The 17,872-nt window shown below is 45.6% G+C and carries 15 protein-coding genes; all 15 read right to left on the bottom strand.

Annotated elements, in window-relative coordinates; all coding sequences use genetic code 11:
* The 15 genes from NL643_RS03135 to ispC all read right to left on the bottom strand — a co-directional run bounded on the left by NL643_RS03135 (nucleotide 1) and on the right by ispC (nucleotide 17,843).
* Nucleotides 1-846 (bottom strand): endonuclease/exonuclease/phosphatase family protein, encoded by an 846-nt coding sequence (locus tag NL643_RS03135; protein ID WP_006741670.1) that lies wholly within the window; start codon nucleotides 844-846, stop codon nucleotides 1-3.
* Nucleotides 847-985: 139 nt separating this feature from the next.
* Nucleotides 986-1,324 (bottom strand): nitrogen regulatory protein P-II, encoded by a 339-nt coding sequence (gene glnB, locus NL643_RS03130; protein ID WP_005436810.1) that lies wholly within the window; start codon nucleotides 1,322-1,324, stop codon nucleotides 986-988.
* A 187-nt stretch (nucleotides 1,325-1,511) separates the two neighbouring features.
* Nucleotides 1,512-1,826 carry a cytochrome c gene (locus tag NL643_RS03125; protein ID WP_253643889.1) on the bottom strand — a complete coding sequence of 105 codons (315 nt, stop codon included), beginning with the start codon at nucleotides 1,824-1,826 and terminating at the stop codon, nucleotides 1,512-1,514.
* A gap of 70 nt (nucleotides 1,827-1,896) precedes the next feature.
* On the bottom strand, nucleotides 1,897-3,207 hold the full coding sequence (gene tilS / locus NL643_RS03120) for a tRNA lysidine(34) synthetase TilS (RefSeq protein ID WP_253643888.1): 1,311 nt from the start codon (nucleotides 3,205-3,207) through the stop codon (nucleotides 1,897-1,899).
* Nucleotides 3,208-3,313: 106 nt separating this feature from the next.
* Nucleotides 3,314-4,273, bottom strand: a complete 960-nt coding sequence (gene accA, locus NL643_RS03115) for an acetyl-CoA carboxylase carboxyl transferase subunit alpha (RefSeq protein WP_005380365.1) — start codon at nucleotides 4,271-4,273, stop codon at nucleotides 3,314-3,316.
* Nucleotides 4,274-4,319: 46 nt separating this feature from the next.
* Nucleotides 4,320-7,799, bottom strand: coding sequence for a DNA polymerase III subunit alpha (dnaE, locus tag NL643_RS03110; RefSeq protein ID WP_006741668.1), 3,480 nt, complete (start codon nucleotides 7,797-7,799; stop codon nucleotides 4,320-4,322).
* An 81-nt stretch (nucleotides 7,800-7,880) separates the two neighbouring features.
* A complete protein-coding gene (rnhB, locus tag NL643_RS03105; RefSeq protein ID WP_253643887.1) occupies nucleotides 7,881-8,516 on the bottom strand; it encodes a ribonuclease HII in 636 nt (211 codons plus the stop codon).
* A gap of 9 nt (nucleotides 8,517-8,525) precedes the next feature.
* Entirely contained in the window at nucleotides 8,526-9,665 is a 1,140-nt protein-coding gene (gene lpxB, locus NL643_RS03100; RefSeq protein ID WP_253643886.1) for a lipid-A-disaccharide synthase, read from the bottom strand.
* Between the two features lie 119 nt (nucleotides 9,666-9,784).
* Nucleotides 9,785-10,573, bottom strand: a complete 789-nt coding sequence (gene lpxA, locus NL643_RS03095) for an acyl-ACP--UDP-N-acetylglucosamine O-acyltransferase (protein ID WP_005380357.1) — start codon at nucleotides 10,571-10,573, stop codon at nucleotides 9,785-9,787.
* Between the two features lies 1 nt (nucleotide 10,574).
* Entirely contained in the window at nucleotides 10,575-11,027 is a 453-nt protein-coding gene (fabZ, locus tag NL643_RS03090) for a 3-hydroxyacyl-ACP dehydratase FabZ (RefSeq protein ID WP_005380349.1), read from the bottom strand.
* 232 nt (nucleotides 11,028-11,259) lie between these two features.
* The gene (lpxD, locus tag NL643_RS03085; protein ID WP_253643885.1) at nucleotides 11,260-12,291 is read right to left on the bottom strand and encodes a UDP-3-O-(3-hydroxymyristoyl)glucosamine N-acyltransferase; all 1,032 of its coding nucleotides are present in this window, start codon (nucleotides 12,289-12,291) and stop codon (nucleotides 11,260-11,262) included.
* 6 nt (nucleotides 12,292-12,297) lie between these two features.
* Nucleotides 12,298-12,807, bottom strand: coding sequence for an OmpH family outer membrane protein (locus NL643_RS03080; protein ID WP_005391804.1), 510 nt, complete (start codon nucleotides 12,805-12,807; stop codon nucleotides 12,298-12,300).
* 13 nt (nucleotides 12,808-12,820) lie between these two features.
* A complete protein-coding gene (gene bamA / locus NL643_RS03075; protein ID WP_047008880.1) occupies nucleotides 12,821-15,235 on the bottom strand; it encodes an outer membrane protein assembly factor BamA in 2,415 nt (804 codons plus the stop codon).
* Nucleotides 15,236-15,279: 44 nt separating this feature from the next.
* Nucleotides 15,280-16,638 (bottom strand): sigma E protease regulator RseP, encoded by a 1,359-nt coding sequence (gene rseP / locus NL643_RS03070; protein WP_124008424.1) that lies wholly within the window; start codon nucleotides 16,636-16,638, stop codon nucleotides 15,280-15,282.
* Nucleotides 16,638-17,843 (bottom strand): 1-deoxy-D-xylulose-5-phosphate reductoisomerase, encoded by a 1,206-nt coding sequence (gene ispC / locus NL643_RS03065; RefSeq protein ID WP_253643884.1) that lies wholly within the window; start codon nucleotides 17,841-17,843, stop codon nucleotides 16,638-16,640. Before ispC ends, rseP begins: the two co-directional genes overlap by 1 nt.
* Between the last annotated feature and the right edge of the window lie 29 nt (nucleotides 17,844-17,872).

The raw sequence follows: 17,872 nt of genomic DNA, 5'->3' as shown, positions 1-17,872 counted from the left end.
CTAGTCATCTAACGTAAATGACAGTAACAATGGGTTATGATCGGAAGCGTCGCTCTGCGGCGCTTTCGCGTATTTGAGGGTCAGCCCTCGGTAAAATACGTGATCCAACGGTAATCCCGTTATAAATTGGACTCGATGATCAGGCGAGAACGTCACTTCTTGCAAGTCCGCGGCTTTTAAGGCCTGTCGCATCGCATTAACGCGAGATTCACTCCAACTATTGAAGTCTCCAGCGAATAGGATCGGCCCTGTATGATGCTTTAAAAGCATTTCAAGAGCCGTTAACTGAGAGACATACTCTTGCGTGCCAACCGTGAAGTTAATTGCATGTACATTCACCACAGCGAGTCTCTCGCCATTGCTTAATTGATATTGGCTGTATAGTGCAGACTTGGGTAAACGCAGCCAAGGCTCTTTAGACGTATAAGCACAGGCTTTTTCTGGTTGCCCTTGAGCGATACTAATCACACCCGCACCGCTGCCCAGCGCCTTAAAGGCACTCACTTGGTTGCTGACCCAGTTGCCATCCACCAACCATTGCTTAAAAGATGGTGTCATGCTGGCTTCTTGCAATAACAGCAGCTGCTTATCAGCAGAGAATTCATTGAGTGCGCTTTGCCAATTATTCCGGTTCTGTTTGTAGATATTCCAGACAAGTACATTGATTTCACCGCCCTGATCCAGAGCTTTTGAGCCGCTAAATTCGATACACCTAATATCCTGCGTCAGCTCTGAACCTGTTTGAGTAATGATTTGCGGCTGATCTGGTACGGTGAAAATAACCTGGAAGCCGACCAATACCGCCATAATAAGAAAAGCTAACGCCAGAAAAAAACGCTTAAACATACGACAAACCTGAATATACGCACCCTAAAACTGGAACAACCAACCTCGGGTTATTTGATTTCACTGAAAGTAAAAAACAAAAAAGGAGCCACTTGGCTCCCTTTTAGCATAATAAATACGAGACAGGTAACAAGAAACCTTAGATCGCGTCTTCGTCTTCTTCACCAGTACGGATACGAACCACACGCTCAACATCAGTAACAAAGATTTTACCATCACCAATTTTGCCGGTTTGCGCGGTTTCAATGATCGTCTCTACGCATTTATCAGCCACATCTTCCGTTACAACGATTTCGAGCTTCACTTTAGGCAGAAAGTCCACCATGTACTCTGCACCACGGTAAAGCTCGGTGTGACCTTTTTGGCGACCAAAGCCTTTCACTTCAGAGACGGTCATCCCTGTAATGCCAACTTCAGCTAGCGCTTCTCGAACATCATCCAATTTAAATGGCTTGATAATCGCTTCAATTTTTTTCATGTTCATCCCTTAAGCTTCAATCGATTGCGCTTATTATCGTTTAGCGTTTCGCAACATTCAATGTTTGTCTATGATCCACCAGAGAAAATCCAGATTGAGCAAATTAACATAGCGAATATCGTGAGTTGATAAAACCCCAGTAAGGACTGCTCAATGCCCAATCGTCCAAGCTTTTTCAGACGCCCGTTTACTTCAAACTTGCGTAGTAAGCCGCTAGATTAGCGATGTCTTCATCAGACAACAGTGAAGCTTGAGCTTGCATAACAGCAGCAAGACCACCTGTTCGCTCTTTGTTTTTATAGGCTTTAATTGAACTGATAATATATTGCTCATTTTGCCCTTTCAGGTTTGGGTAACCCGGAATGACAGCAATACCGTCGGCGCCATGACATGCTGCGCATACTCCAGCCTTTGCTTGACCTGCTGTGGCATCTCCCGCTGCTAGAGCCTGCCCACAGAACATGGTTAGCGCCACCATTGCGCCCATGATTGTTTTCTTCATTGCTTCACCTAATCAATTATTATTTAAGGATTTTTATATTTTATAATCGACATTGTGGCATGAATTTTCATTACCTGCGCCAAATAAGTTCACAATCTTGACCATTAAACGCCTGATCAACGAACAGATCTGCCACAGCAACGACTCGGTCTTGATACATCAAAATCGGAATTTGACGACGCAGCCAGCTTGGCACATTGTATTCTTGGAACAACTTCTTCAGTTTTCGACTGTGATTACGCGTGGTTGGATGCGCTGATAAGCCTTCCGGATTGAAGGTCACGCGAAGCAATTCTGGCTGACTCGGAAGCGCAATCGTTGCGTTACTAGAACTCGTCGTTAAGGTCAGTTCCCCTAGCCGCTCTGGAAGCGATAAAACGGTATCGACTTGAATCGTACTTTGCCACTCAGTGACGTCAGCGATTTCTGTTACCCAGTAGAGACGATTTCGAAAACGGCGCACTTCACCTTGTTTAAGTTGTAGTTTGGGGTTGGCATCTTGCTGAGCTAATGCGACTTCATTCCAGATAAGATTGAGTTGTACCTGAGTCGGCATACTAGTATTAAGCTTAGCCAGCCACATACGAATCAAGCGCGCACGCGCTAATCCACTGTGCTTAGCCAGTTCTTCAATACTCAAACTTAGATCCGTTTGTAAAGCGCGTTCAAACACCGCGCTCAATAGTTCATCCAATAGCGCTTCTTGTTGAGCACATAAACTTGCACTGCGCTGAACCGCTTGATGGATACTCGGCCAGCGACCAGACAATTCAGGAATAACACAATGACGAAGAAAGTTACGATCATAACGGGTATCTTGATTGCTTTCGTCTTCCACCCACTCCAAGCCTAATTTAGTAGCGGCTTCTTCGATGGTCTTCCGCTTGATAGTAAGCAATGGTCGAACTAGAGATCCGCAAGAAAACGGCATACTCTCCGCCATCGAAGATAACCCTTTAGGCCCGCTGCCGCGCTTAAGCGCAAGGAGAAAAGTCTCTATTTGATCGTCGGCATGTTGACCAGTCAACAGTATATCGCCTTCTTGAATGTACTTAGTTAAGGCTTGGTAGCGAGCTTCACGAGCAAGAAGTTCAATACTTTCACCATTGCTGATGTCTAAGCTCACTCGCTCAATCGAGCATGATATGCCCACTTGTTTTGCCCAAAGTAAGCATTTATCAGCCCAATCATCGGCATTAGAGCTTAAACCATGGTGCACATATACGGCGTGGCACTCTATCGAATGCGCTTGTTGGTAGCGACTGAGTAATTCGAGTAAAAGACGTGAATCCACTCCTCCGCTAAACGCCAAGACAACCTTAGTGCCTGATTTATAGTAGCGGCCGAGAACTTGAGCAAAATGCGGGTAAAGCGATTCCATAAGCGATCCGATAGGTACAAAAAAGGGCTGGACTCTCATCCAACCCTTTCTATTTTAACTGTTATCACTTGAGATATCAGCTAACGCTTAATAGCAATCACCGAAATTAACAGTAACCGTAGCTCATTAGGCGCTGGTAACGACGTTCACGTAGCGTCTCTTCATCCAATTGTTCTAGATCTTCTAGCTGACGAAGTAATGTCGCTTTCATATTCGCTGCCATTTGAACATGATCGCGATGAGCGCCGCCTAATGGCTCTTCGATGATTTCGTCGATCAGTTCAAGCTCTTTAAGACGCGGAGCAGTTAGGCCCATCGCTTCTGCCGCTTGTGGCGCTTTATCAGAATCACGCCATAGGATTGAAGCACAACCTTCAGGAGAGATTACTGAGTACGTAGAGTACTGAAGCATGTTCACGTAGTCGCCTACACCAATTGCTAGTGCGCCGCCTGAACCACCTTCACCAACAACGTTACAGATTACTGGCACTTTAAGACCAGACATCACTTTTAGGTTTTTCGCGATAGCTTCAGATTGACCACGCTCTTCTGCGCCCACACCTGGGTACGCGCCAGCCGTATCGATAAATGTGATGATCGGCATGTTGAAACGCTCAGCCATTTCCATCAAACGTAGCGCTTTACGGTAACCTTCTGGTTTTGGCATACCAAAGTTACGTTTCACTTTCTCTTTGGTTTCACGACCTTTTTGATGACCGATGATCATCACTGGACGGCCTTCAAGGCGAGCCATGCCACCCACAATCGCTTTGTCGTCTGCAAACGCGCGGTCACCCGCTAATTCATCAAACTCCTCAAAAGCGTGTTGGATGTAATCCAGCGTGTAAGGACGTAGTGGGTGACGAGCCAGTTGAGCTGTTTCCCATGCGCCTAGGTCGCTGAAGGTTTTTTTCTTCAGCTCTAAGCTTTTCTTCTCAAGCTGTTCGATTTCTTTATCCAGGTCAATCGCAGAATCACCACCGTGACGAGAGACATCACGTAGTGCTTCAATTTTCGCTTCTAGTTCTGCAATTGGCTTTTCAAATTCAAGAAAGTTTAGGCTCATCTATGAATCCTTGTTTACTCAGCGTCTAACATATTGCGCTGAATTTTTAGTTAAATTCGAGTTCTACCTGGCTTTTGCCAAGTAACTGTTTTAAATCGTCGAGTAATGTATCACTTGGCGTTACTCGCCACTCGGTGCCCAATGTTAACCGCGCTCTGGCGTCGGCACGCTGGTAGTATACATTGACGGGTACGGTTCCGGCTTTGTGCGGTTCTAAAATACGGCTGAACTGCTCAAAAAACTGATCGTTGATCTGAGTTGCATCTATCGATACCGACAAACCACGAGCGTATTTCTCGCGCGCACTGCCGAGATCCATAACTTCACGCGCCGACATTTTAAGGCCACCGTTGAAGTCATCAAAGCTGACCTGTCCAGAAACGACCAAAATTCTGTCTTTTTCGAGAAGTTCAGCGTATCGATCCAGTGCATCTGAGAACAACATCACTTCCATGCGACCACTTCGGTCATCCAGTGTCATAATGCCAATTCGTGTACCACGCTTAGTCGTCATTACGCGAGCGGCAATAACCAAACCAGCCACCGTGACAGATTGGTCGCGACGCGTAGGCGTTGCGTCTTTTAGTCGACAACTGGTGTATTTGTTTAGTTCCTTTACGTAGGCGTTAATTGGGTGCCCTGTCAAATATAGACCTAGGGTATCACGCTCGCCCTCTAACCACACTTTTTCTGGCCAAGGCGGAACTTGCGTATACTTGTGCTCTACTTCTTCAGGCGCATCCGTTAGTACACCAAACATATCCGTTTGACCAAACGCCTCGGCTTGGTGATGTTGACTTGCCGCTTTTACCGCATCATTGAGTGACGCCATCATCGCCGCGCGGTGTGGACCCAGTCGATCCAACGCGCCCGCGTAAATCAGCTTCTCTATCACTCGTTTATTGACGCGTTTTAGATCAACTCGAGCACAGAAATCAAATAGGTCTTTAAAGTGACCACCTTTATTTCTCGCCTCAAGAATCGCATCGATAGGGCCTTCACCTACCCCTTTTATCGCACCAATACCGTAAACAATTGCGCCATTTTCATCAACATTAAAGCGATATAGGCCAGAGTTGATGTCTGGTGGCAGCACGGTGAGCTTCATACGGAAACACTCATCGACCAAGCCAACGACTTTTTCCGTGTTATCCATATCAGCTGTCATTACCGCGGCCATAAATTCGGCAGGATAATGGGTTTTCAGCCAAAGAGTCTGATAAGAAACCAATGCATAAGCAGCAGAGTGCGATTTGTTAAAACCATAACCAGCGAACTTCTCTACCAAGTCGAAGATTTTCATCGCCAACTCGCCATCGATACCGTTCTTTATCGCACCTTCTTCAAAGATAGCACGTTGTTTTGCCATCTCTTCTGGCTTTTTCTTACCCATTGCACGACGGAGCATGTCCGCACCACCTAGCGTGTAACCCGCTAAGATCTGCGCAATCTGCATTACCTGCTCTTGGTACAGGATGATGCCGTAGGTTGGATCAAGCGTCTCTTTTAGCGACTCGTGTTGCCACTTTTCATCTGGATAAGAGATCGCCTCTCGGCCATGTTTACGGTCGATAAAGTTATCTACCATGCCCGATTGCAAAGGACCCGGACGGAAGAGTGCTACCAACGCGATAATGTCTTCGAAACAGTCTGGCTGAAGTCGTTTGATCAGCTCTTTCATGCCCCGAGATTCAAGCTGGAATACTGCTGTCGTTTCAGAGTTTTGCAACAAACGGAAAGAGGCAGGGTCTTCTAACGGTATGGATTCAATTTGAACCGGTTCTTTACCTTCTCGCTCTAGACGTGGGTTAATCAGCCCTAACGCCCAGTCAATAATGGTTAAGGTACGTAAACCCAAGAAGTCAAACTTAACTAGGCCAGCGGTCTCAACATCGTTTTTATCAAATTGAGTAACCGGAAAGTGACCTTCAGCGTCTGCATAAATTGGCGCAAAATCGGTAATTGTTGTAGGTGAAATTACAACACCACCAGCGTGTTTACCGGCGTTTCGCGTACAGCCTTCCAAAATATGACACATGTCGATGAGTTCTTTAACTTCCTCATCGGCCTCATACAATTCAGGTAGTGCAGGTTCAGCTTTAAACGCCTTATCTAGCGTCATGCCTGGATCGGGCGGGATCAGCTTTGAAATACGATCAACAAAACCAAATGGATGACCCAATACGCGGCCAACGTCACGGATTACCGCTTTTGCCGCCATGGTACCAAACGTGATGATCTGAGACACCGCGTCGCGACCGTACATTTCCGCAACGTGGTCAATAACCTGGTCACGTTTATCCATACAGAAATCGACGTCGAAATCGGGCATCGAGACACGTTCTGGGTTCAAGAAACGTTCGAACAGCAAGTCGTATTCTAATGGATCCAGGTCGGTGATTTTTAATGCGTAAGCCACCAAAGAGCCGGCACCGGAACCACGTCCAGGACCTACAGGAATTCCATTATCTTTTGACCACTGGATGAACTCCATTACGATCAAGAAGTAACCAGGGAATCCCATTTGGTTGATAACATCTAGCTCTATCTGAAGACGTTCATCATATTCAGGGCGGCGACGTTTCCTCTCTTCCTCATCTGGAAATAGGAACTCTAAACGCTCTTCCAAGCCCTCTCGGGATTTCATGACTAAGAACTCAGTCTCTTTCATCCCTTCAGTTGGGAAGGCCGGTAGGAAGTATTCCCCTAAGCGCACAGTCACGTTACAACGCTTCGCTATCTCGACACTGTTTTCTAACGCTTCAGGAATATCAGCAAACAGCTCGCACATTTCTTCTTCTGTACGAAGATATTGCTGCGGACTGTAGTTTTTTGGCCTGCGCGGATCTTCTAATGTGTAACCATCGTGAATCGCGACGCGTATTTCATGAGCATCAAATAGGTCTGGACTCAGGAATACAACTTCATTGGTCGCCACTACTGGCAAGTCTTGCTGCTCTGCCAATTCAACCGCAAAGTGAAGATAAGTTTCCTCATCTGGACGACCAGTACGAAGTAGCTCAAGATAAAAGCGATCTGGAAAATGCTGTTTATAGAAATCAACACACCCTTGCACTATTTGACGGTTGCCTTTCAAAAGGCCGCGACCAATTTCCCCGCTTTTACCGCCGGATAATACAATCAGGCCTTCAGACATTTCAGCCAACCAGGCTTTATCAATCACTGGGTGGTGTTGAACATGTCCGCGTAAGTACGCTTTTGATATCAATAACGTCAGGTTCTTATAACCCACATTATCCGCCGCAAGCAAAGTCACTTGAGTCAGCTCTTCACCAAACTCGTCCGACTGCATTTTAAAGTCAGCACCGATGATCGGCTTAACACCACTGCCATGTGCCGTACCGTAAAACTTCACCAAACCACATAGGTTGGTAAAGTCGGTCAACGCCATTGCGGGCATACCGAGCTCAGCAACTTTCTTTACGATTGGCGGAACTTTGTTGAGGCCATCCACCATCGAGAAGTCACTATGAACACGCAGGTGGATGAATTTGGGATCTGACATTAACAGGTACCGTGTAACTCTATTTTGTTGGGGATTCTAACCTAAAGAGGTTGGGTTTATAACACCAATTAGATCGTTTGATTATTCTATGCCTAAAGCTTTTTTTACTGGCTTGAAGCTCTTTCGGTGTTCACTGATCACTCCGTGTTGCTCAATCGCTTCAAAGTGCGCTTTAGTTGGATAACCTTTGTGCTTCGCGAAGCCAAATTGTGGATGAAGTTTATCCAACTCTTCCATCTCTTGGTCACGCACGACTTTGGCAATAATGGAAGCCGCACTGATTTCGGCAACGCGTAGATCGCCTTTTACTACAGCTTGAGCATCCATTGGCAGCTCCGGACAACGATTACCATCAATCAACACCAAATCAGGTTGAACCTTTAACCCCGCCACTGCACGCTGCATCGCAACCATAGTCGCCTGCAAAATATTCAATTGATCGATTTCTTCAGGAGAACAGCGCCCGACCGCCCACGCCAATGCTTTTTCTTTAATTTCAGGAAGCAGCGCCATGCGTTTCTTTTCGGTCAATTTTTTCGAATCGTTCAAACCTTCAATAGGATTGTTAGGATCAAGGATAACCGCAGCGGTGACGACGTCTCCCACCAAAGGGCCACGTCCGACCTCGTCGACTCCGGCCACAAGCTGGTAACCTTGCGGATATTCAAACGGAGGGAGTTCAACTTTGGTTTTGGTCGCTTTTGGTTTAACAGCCATGATAAATCTCTATTTTTCAATCAGTTTTAGAACCGCGTTTGCGGCTTGTTGGTCCGCATCTTTACGGATCCAATGATGCATTTCCGTAAACTTATCTAACATCGGTTTATTGTCGCTTTCCAATAAGTGAGAAACCTCAGTAAACAAATTGTCTGGTGTGCACTCATCTTGTAGATATTCTTTGACGAGCTCATCATCCGCCAAGATATTCGGCAATGACACATACTTCGTTTTCAATAGACGTTTAGCTAAGAAAGCGGTAAATGCATTCACACGATAACCCACCACCATTGGACGCTTGAGAAGCATACACTCCAACGCTACAGTACCAGAGGCCAGCATCACGGCATCGGATGCGGTGATGACGTTGCGTGCGGTGTCATCAACTAACTTGAAGTCCAACTCTGGTGCGAGCGCTTTCCAGGCTTGTTCAAACTGCTCACGGCGTTTTTGATTAACAAGTGCGACAACAAACCCCAGTTCTGGAAATTTTTTATGAAGTAACTTGCAGGTTTCAATAAATGGCTCAGAGAGCATTTTTAACTCGCTACCACGACTGCCTGGCAGGACAGCAAGCCACTTTTTATCTTGTTCTAAACCAAGCAACTCACGTGCAGGCGCTTGTTCTGATTCAAGTGGGATGGAATCAGCCAAGGTATGACCAATGAACTCGCAAGGTACATTAAATTTGTCGTAGAACGCTTTTTCAAAAGGAAGAAATGCTAACACCAAGTTCGTTGCCGCTTCTATTTTAAAGATGCGCTTCTGACGCCAAGCCCAAACAGACGGACTCACGTAATGAACGGTTTTAATGCCCGCTTGCTTGAGGTCAAGCTCCAGGCGTAAGTTGAAGTCAGGAGCATCTATCCCGATGAAAACATCAGGCGGATTCTGAGTAAAATACTGAACGAGCTCAGCTTTCACTTTAAGAAGTCTCGGTAAGCGGCCTAAAACCTCGACTAACCCCATCACCGCAAGCTCTTCCATATCAAACAGAGACTCGCAACCTTGGGCTATCATTTTCGGACCGCCAATGCCTACGAACTCTGCGTCTGGATATTGCTGCTTTACTGCTTTGATAAAGCCTTCACCTAGCGTATCGCCAGACAATTCTCCGGCAATGATGCCAATACGTAATGGTCTTTCCATATCTACTTCGCTATTTTTCCTGTGCGCTATGGATAACGGTTTGCCTTATCCATAAAACACAAAAAGATCGTAACCTCAAATTCGGTCACGATCTTTTTATTTATTGGTTCATTCGCCAATTAACGAATAATGCCACGTTCCGTCGTTTCCAGAATATCTGAGAAACGCTTCACAGCCGGCCACTCTTGAGCCATTTCTGCAAGAATCGGTTTCACTTCTTCTAGCGTTTTACCAGAGCGGTAGATTTCTTTATACGCTTTTTGCAGCGCACGAATCTCTGGTTTCTCAAAGCCGTTACGCTTCAAGCCAACAAGGTTCAAGCCGAAAGGAGTCGCGTGGTTGCCTTGCGCGAGTACGTAAGCAGGGACATCTTGCACCACTGCTGAGCAGCCGCCAATGTACGCGTAAGCGCCCACTGTACAAAACGGGTGAATCGCAGACAGTGCCATCACACCAGCATAATCATCAACAGTAACGTGACCACCAAGAATCGAGTTATTACCGATATGAGTGTGGTTACCAATAACAACATCATGCGCAACGTGTGCATTCACACACAATAAGTTATCATCACCAATGATCGTGGTTGCTTTGTCCTGCACTGTGCCGCGGTGAACTTGGACCGCTTCACGAATGACGTTACGATCACCGATAACCACAGTTGTGTCTTCACCACCGTATTTTTTGTCTTGGTTTTCTTCGCCAATGACAGCATGCGGGAAAATACGGTTATCTTTGCCAATAGTCGTGTGACCTTTGATCACAACGTGAGACATCACTTCTGTGCCTTCACCAATTTCAACCGTAGAGGTGATGTACGTAAAAGGACCTACCGTTACGTTAGCACCAATTTTGGCACCCTCTTCTACCACCGCTGCCGGGTGGATTTTAGCGGTTTCATGAATCATATTAAAACTCTCGACGAGCACACTTCAGTTCTGCAGAACATACCACTTCGCCGTCAACTTTTGCTACACCGCTAAATGCAGCAATGCCGCGACGTTCTTTCAGAAATTCTACCTCAATAACCAATTGGTCGCCCGGAACCACTGGTTTACGGAATTTCGCGCCGTCTACGCTTGCAAAGTAGTACAGTTCATTTTCTGTTGGTGCACCAAATGATTTAAATGCAAGTAAGCCTGTTGCCTGAGCCATTGCTTCTAAAATCAAAACACCTGGGAATACTGGTAGTTGAGGAAAGTGACCTGTGAACTGAGGTTCGTTAACCGACACGTTTTTAATCGCGTGAAGGTACTTCTCTTCTTGGAAGTCTATCACTCGGTCGATCAATAAGAATGGGTAGCGATGAGGTAGTAGCTCTTGAATTTCAGAGATGTTCATCGTTTTCTTTTCAGTAGTCAAAGTCGTCTTCCTATATCAATTTTTTGCCGCCAAGATGGCAAACGTGGCAACAGGTCGTAAAGCCGAATCGCTTTGCAATATACTAGCAAAATACGCACCATCTTGGAGTTAAATCTACTTAGAGCGCGTCATTATAGAAGAAAAAGACCCGCATTTCGCGAGTCTTCGTACAGAATATGGAACTAGAGCCTGTTAGCTTTCACGTTAAATACAGAGCGAAAGATAACTTGTTCTAAATTTCTTCTTTCTGTTCCAGCTGTTTTTCAACCGCTTTCAGGCGCTTATTCATCTCATCAATACGGTGAACTCGAGTTGCAGTTTTACGCCACTCTCTGTTCGTTTGTAGTGGAATACCTGATGAGTAAAGGCCTTTTTCTTCGATACTGCGCATTACCATGCCCATACCTGTAATCGCCACACCATCTGCGATAGTGATATGGCCATTCAGAACAGACGCGCCGCCAATCTGGCAGTACTTACCAATTTTTGTACTGCCCGCGACAATAGTACCACCAGGCATCACGGTACCATATCCGATCTGCACGTTGTGCGCGATTTGAAGTTGGTTATCCAGAATGACATTGTCTTCAATGATAGTATCTTCGAGTGCACCGCGGTCAATCGTAGTACAAGCACCAATCTCAACGCGGTTACCGATACGCACTGAACCAAGCTGAGGAATTTTAATCCACTCGCCTTTGTCATTCGCATAACCGAAGCCATCAGAGCCAATGACGGTGCCCGATTGAACGAGACAGTCATCACCCAATGACACTTCATGGTAGATAGTGACATTAGCCCAAAGCTTGGTGTTATTCCCTAGCTTGGCGTTCTTACCGATAAAACAACCAGCGCCAACGCTTACGTTGTCGCCGAGTTCCACGCCCGTTTCAATCACGGCATTAGCGCCGATTGTAACGTTCTCACCCATCTGAACGTCCGCGGCAATCACAGCACTTGGTGCAATATCGTCTGCCGGTTTTGGTGTCGTATCCATCGCTTGAACCACACGAGCAAATGCGACATAAGGGTCTGAAACCACTAGCGCATTTCCAACGCATTGATCTTTATGCTCAGCCTTTACCATAACAACGGTAGCTTGGCACTCAGAAAGGTGTTTTGCGTATTTTGGGTTAGACAAGAAGGTTACGTCACCTTCTTGTGCTTTATCCATTGGGGCAACACGTCTTACAACGAGAGACTCGTCACCAAACAGCTCACCCCCGGTAATTGTCGCCAATTCGGCTAATGTTAATGTCTTCATAACTTCTTATTTTAGAGCTTTAATTACGTCTTCAGAGATATTGTATTCTGGCTTGCCGTACTGCAAAGCAGAGATATCAATCACAAGATCGTAACCATTTTTGTCTGCGACTTTCTTAACTGCATCTTGAATCGTTTTGAAAAGCTTCGCTTTTTCTTCAGCTTCACGACGCGCACTTGCTTTTTCAAGTGCTTGTGCTTTCACTTTGTACTCGCTGTCTAGCTTCGCGATATCGATACGTAGCTTTTCAACTTCGTCTTGACCCAAAAGCTCGCCGTCACGTTGTAGCTTCTCAATCTTTGTTTTAGCTTGTGCTTGGATTGACTTCAGTTCATCAGCTTTGCTTTTGAAGTCTTTCTGCATTTTTTGTAGTACAACTTCACGTTGAGGAAGAGCTTGGAAAACTTGAGCTGTATTTACATAAGCAATTTTCTGTGCAGCTTCTGCCGCATTTGCAAACATTGAAGAGCTCAGTACAAGAAGGCCAATCCCAGCCGCTTTGATCATTTTATTCAAAATATTTTCCTCTTTAGAAAGTTCTACCGATAGTGAATGTGAAGAACTCTTCATCATCGCCATCAAATTTCTTAATTGGTTTCGCTAGTGAGAATACTAGTGGCCCCATTGGAGACATCCACTGCAACGCCGCACCGTAAGAAGAGCGGTAGTTGGTTGGATCTGAGTAATCGTAGTAGTAGTTAGCACCCGAAATATTGCTATTTTCTCGATAATCAAACTCGGTATCCCAAACACTTGCCATATCAAAGAAGATACTGGTACGAATTTGGTTTTGTACTTCCTCTGATGCGAACGGCGTTGGAACGATCAACTCAATACTTGCTAATGCGACTGCGTTACCACCCACTGAATCATCTGTCGCAATATCTGTACCATTGTTAGAGCCGGATGTATCGCGGTAAACCGCTTTAGGGCCAACAGAGTTTGAGCCAAAGCCACGAAGCGATGTAAAGCCACCTGCGTAGTAGTTTTCGTAGAATGGGAACAAGTTATCGTTACCATCCGTTTGACCGTAACCATTACCGTAACCCAAGCGGCCACGGAACAAGAGGGTAAACTCATGCTTTTTAGTTAATGGTACATACTGGCGAACATCGTACTGCAGTTTAAAGTATTGAACGTCAGAGCCAGGTACGGTCATTTTATAGAATGCACGTTGGTGGTTACCTGCCGTTGGGAAGTAACCACGGTTTAAGTTATTACGTGTCCAAGAGATATTGAAGTCGAAGTCGTTCGTATTCAATGCCCCACTTGAATCTATATTATCTTTTTGCGCTTCTAAGAACTGCTCTACCTGCAAGTAAGGCGATAAGTTACCGATCTTGTTGTGCGTATAACCGACACCGAATTCAAAACGGTTCAACTCATCGAATGGGAAGCCCCACGTTAAGCTCGCGCCATAGCTTTCGTTGGTATAGTCAACGATATTGGCTTCTTTAGCTTCAAATTCGTTATAGAAAACCTTGCCACCCAAGCTTACACCGTCTAAGTTCCAGTACGGGTCTCGGTAATCTAGACTGATGTTTTTCTGGTAGTCATTCATCATCGCGTTGATACCAACACGGTTACCGCTACCAATAAAGTTATCTTGTTGCAGGCCAACCTGGAAGCTCACACCCGATTCTGTACCGTAGCCAACACCGAAGTTAACGCTACCAGAGTTCGCTTCTTTGACAGAGTAAACTAGGTCAACTTGATCATCACTACCAGGAACTCGAACCGTCTGTACTTCAACATTTTCAAAGTAGCCCAAACGATTTAGACGAGTTTTACCCGTTTCAATCGATTTCGAGTTCAACCAACTGCCTTCCATCTGACGCATTTCACGACGAAGTACTTCATCTTTGGTTGAGTTATTACCCGTGAAGCGGATATCACGAACGTAAATTCGGTTACCTGGATCGACGTTAACGACCAAAGAAACTTCTTGATTCTCGTCGTCAAACTCAGGAATGGTATTCACTTGAGGATAAGCGTAGCCGGACTCACCAAGCACACGTTTAATACCCTCTTCCATTGAAGTGACCAACGAGCCGTTGTACGTCTCATTGTCTTCAAATGGTACAAGTCGTTCGAACGTCGCTTCCTCACCAATCAAATCACCACGGAACTTTACGTCCTTGACGGTATAAACCTCGCCCTCTTCTAAGCCAAGAGTAATGTATACCCCTTTCTTGTCAGGAGAGATTGCAACTTGTGTCGAATCAACGTTAAATTTTAAGTAACCGCGGTCCAGATAGAATGATTTGAGCGCTTCAATATCACCTGCAAGCACTTGTTTTTGGTACTTTTCGTCAGACAGGAAATTCCACCACGGCACATCAACATTCAAGTTAAAACGAGAAAGAAGGTCCTCATCGCTGAAAACTTCATTGCCGATAAAATTAATTTGCTGAATTTTTGCCGACACGCCTTCAGTAAAGACAAACTTTAGGTCAGAACGATTACGTGGCAGTGGAGTCACCACAGCTTTTACTGTGGCGTTGTATTTACCTACGCTGTAGTAAAAGTCTTCTAAGCCTTTTTCAATGTTGCTTAGCGTGGTGCGGTCAAGCGCTTCGCCTTCACGAACACCAGATGCGTTCAGGTTTTCTTGTAGCTGCTCGTCCTTGATTGCTTTGTTACCAGAAAATGAGATGCTGGCAATGGTAGGACGCTCTTTGACTTGAACCATAAGAACGCCGCCGTCACGTAACACTTTCACATCTTCAAAGTTACCAGATGCATACAGTGCACGGATAATCTCTGCAACATCGCCTTGGCCAATGGTATCACCGACACGTACAGGCATTTTCAACAACGCAGCACCCAGTGCTACACGCTGCAATCCATCGATTTCAATATCTTGAACTACGAAGTTCTCTGCTCCATTTGCAGATACACTGGTCGCCAGTAAACTTGCAAATAGAATTCGCTTAATCGCCATACTTGTTCTAATTATTCCTTGCTACTGCTTTTGTCTCTGAACTATCACAGACGAGTAAAATCATTAAATAGCGCTAACGCCATGAGCGAGAAGATGATCGCACCACCAATTCTAAAGCCCATTTCCTGCACTCTCTCAGGAACGGGACGTCGAATGACTGCTTCAATTGCAAAAAACAACAAATGACCGCCATCCAACATTGGTAAAGGAACGAGATTAATAATACCTAGGTTAACACTAATTAGAGCGAGAAAACCTAAAAAGTAGACCAAGCCATAATCAGCCGTCGCACCTGCGCCTTTGGCTATTGATATTGGACCACTCAGATTATTCAGACCAACGTCACCAACAATCAGTTTCTTAAGCATGCTGATTGTCAAGCCAATGACTTGGCCGGTTTTGTCTACCGCCTTACCTACTGACTCGAATACACCAAACTGAAGGTCGAAGCGATAACTTTCTGGCCATTCTGCGACTTTAGGTGCAATACCTGCAAAACCAACGACTTCTTTGTTAGCTAGCTCACGGCTACCAGGCGTCAGCGTTAATGTTTGCTCATAGCCCTGACGCAATACCGTTAATTCAATCGGTGTATCAGGATTAGAGCGAACCGCTTCAACAACCTGCTTCCACTCCGTGACGCGTTGTTCACCAATAGCGACAATCTCATCACCTGGAAGCACACCTGCTTTTTCCGCCGCTCCACCTTGCGAAACCTGTTCGATAACGCGATATACCTCCGGTGTATACGGCGCAAAACCTAACGACTGCATCGCAGACTGAGTTTCAGGGTCGAACTCCCATTCGCGCAGATCGAGAGTTTTCGTTACTTCTGAACCAACTTCATTCGCTGACGTCAGTGTTACTGTCATCAAATCATCGCCAATATGAGAAATCAATCCCATATTGACCGATTCCCAATCCGGAGTTTTGATACCAGATATCGATTTAAGTTCCATTCCTGATTCAATTCCGGCTTCTGCGACGATCGAATTGGGCGTAACTTCACCAATTACTGGCTTAACTGCTGGGATACCAATAAGAAATACGAGCCAATAGGCGAAAATTGCGAAAAGGAAATTAAAGATAGGGCCTGCCGCAACAATAGAGGTTCGCTTCCATAGCGGCTTCTTATCAAACGCTAAGTGTTTCTCATGTTCTGGCACCTCATCAACACGACTATCAACCATTTTTACATAGCCGCCGAGAGGGATCATTGAGATGCTGTACTCCGTTCCGTCTTTGCCTACCTTACTCCAGATAGACTTACCGAAACCGATTGAAAACTTTTCAACTTTCACGCCGCAACGGCGAGCAACCCAAAAGTGCCCAAACTCGTGCACAGCAACAAGAATGCCCAGTGCGACGATAAAAGAAATGAGATTCCACAATATACCTGTCATCAGTTACGCTCGCGTATGGTTTCTAGGGCAATAGTTCGTGCCATTCTATCTAGCTCTAACAAGCTTTCCAAGCTATTCGCATTCTCAGCTTTGCAGCTTGCATTGATTTTGTTCAACACAGACTCATTGATGCGAGCGATATCCGTAAAACCTAAGCTGTTATTTAAAAATGCATCAACAGCAACTTCATTCGCTGCATTCAGTGCCGTTGTTGCATGTTGACCTTCATAACAAGCGTCAATTGCTAGTTTTAAACATGGGTAACGAGCAAAATCAGGTTGCAAAAACGTCAATTCGCCAATTTGCGTGAAGTCTAGTGGCTTAACCCCAGCTTCAACCCTTGATGGGTATGACATAGTCAGTGCAATAGGAGTCGCCATATCCGGCTCACCCATTTGTGCCAAAACCGAACCATCGCGGTATTGAACCATTGAATGAATAACAGACTGCGGATGAATAATAACCTTTAGCTGCTCGCGAGCCGCATTAAACAACCATTTAGCTTCGATATACTCTAAGCCTTTGTTCATCATCGTGGCTGAGTCAACGGAAATCTTTGGTCCCATCGACCAGTTTGGATGGGCGATCGCCTGTTCAGGAGTCACCTTTTCCAGTTCTGCGATGTCAGTGTAACGGAAAGGACCACCAGAACCAGTCAGCAAAATATGAGAAATGCCATGTTCTTGTAAATTACAACGACCTAAATTGGTTTGTACTTGCTGTGGTAAGCACTGGAAAATAGCATTGTGTTCACTATCGACGGGAAGTAGCTCCGCACCAAACTCTTCTACGGCATCAATAAATAACTGGCCTGACATGACCAGTGCTTCTTTATTTGCCAACAATACTCGCTTACCAGCTTTCACAGCAGCCATGGTAGGCAGTAGACCAGCCGCTCCGACAATAGCAGCCATCACACTGTCAACTTCGTCCAATGAAGCAATATGGCATAGAGCATCCACACCACCTAATACTTCGGTGTTTGGAGAAACCAAATGTAACTCAGATTGGAGTTGAACCGCTGCGGCTTTGTCCGCCATTACCGCGTATTTAGGTTGCCACTGACGACATAGCCCGATCATCTTTTCAACGTTGGTGCTTGCCGCTAAGGCAACGACAGAAAACAGCTCTGGGTTTTGTTCGACCACTTTAAGCGTGCTTGCACCAATGGATCCAGTAGCACCAAGAATCGTTAACTTTTGCATGTTGTAAGACCGTTAGAAAGCTCAGGAGC

The sequence above is a fragment of the Vibrio sp. Y42_MX_L11 genome, assembly GCF_024181785.1.
Classification (GTDB): domain Bacteria; phylum Pseudomonadota; class Gammaproteobacteria; order Enterobacterales; family Vibrionaceae; genus Vibrio; species Vibrio diabolicus.
Note: the sequence above shows the minus strand (reverse complement) of the source record. Positions and strands in the feature narration are given on the sequence as shown.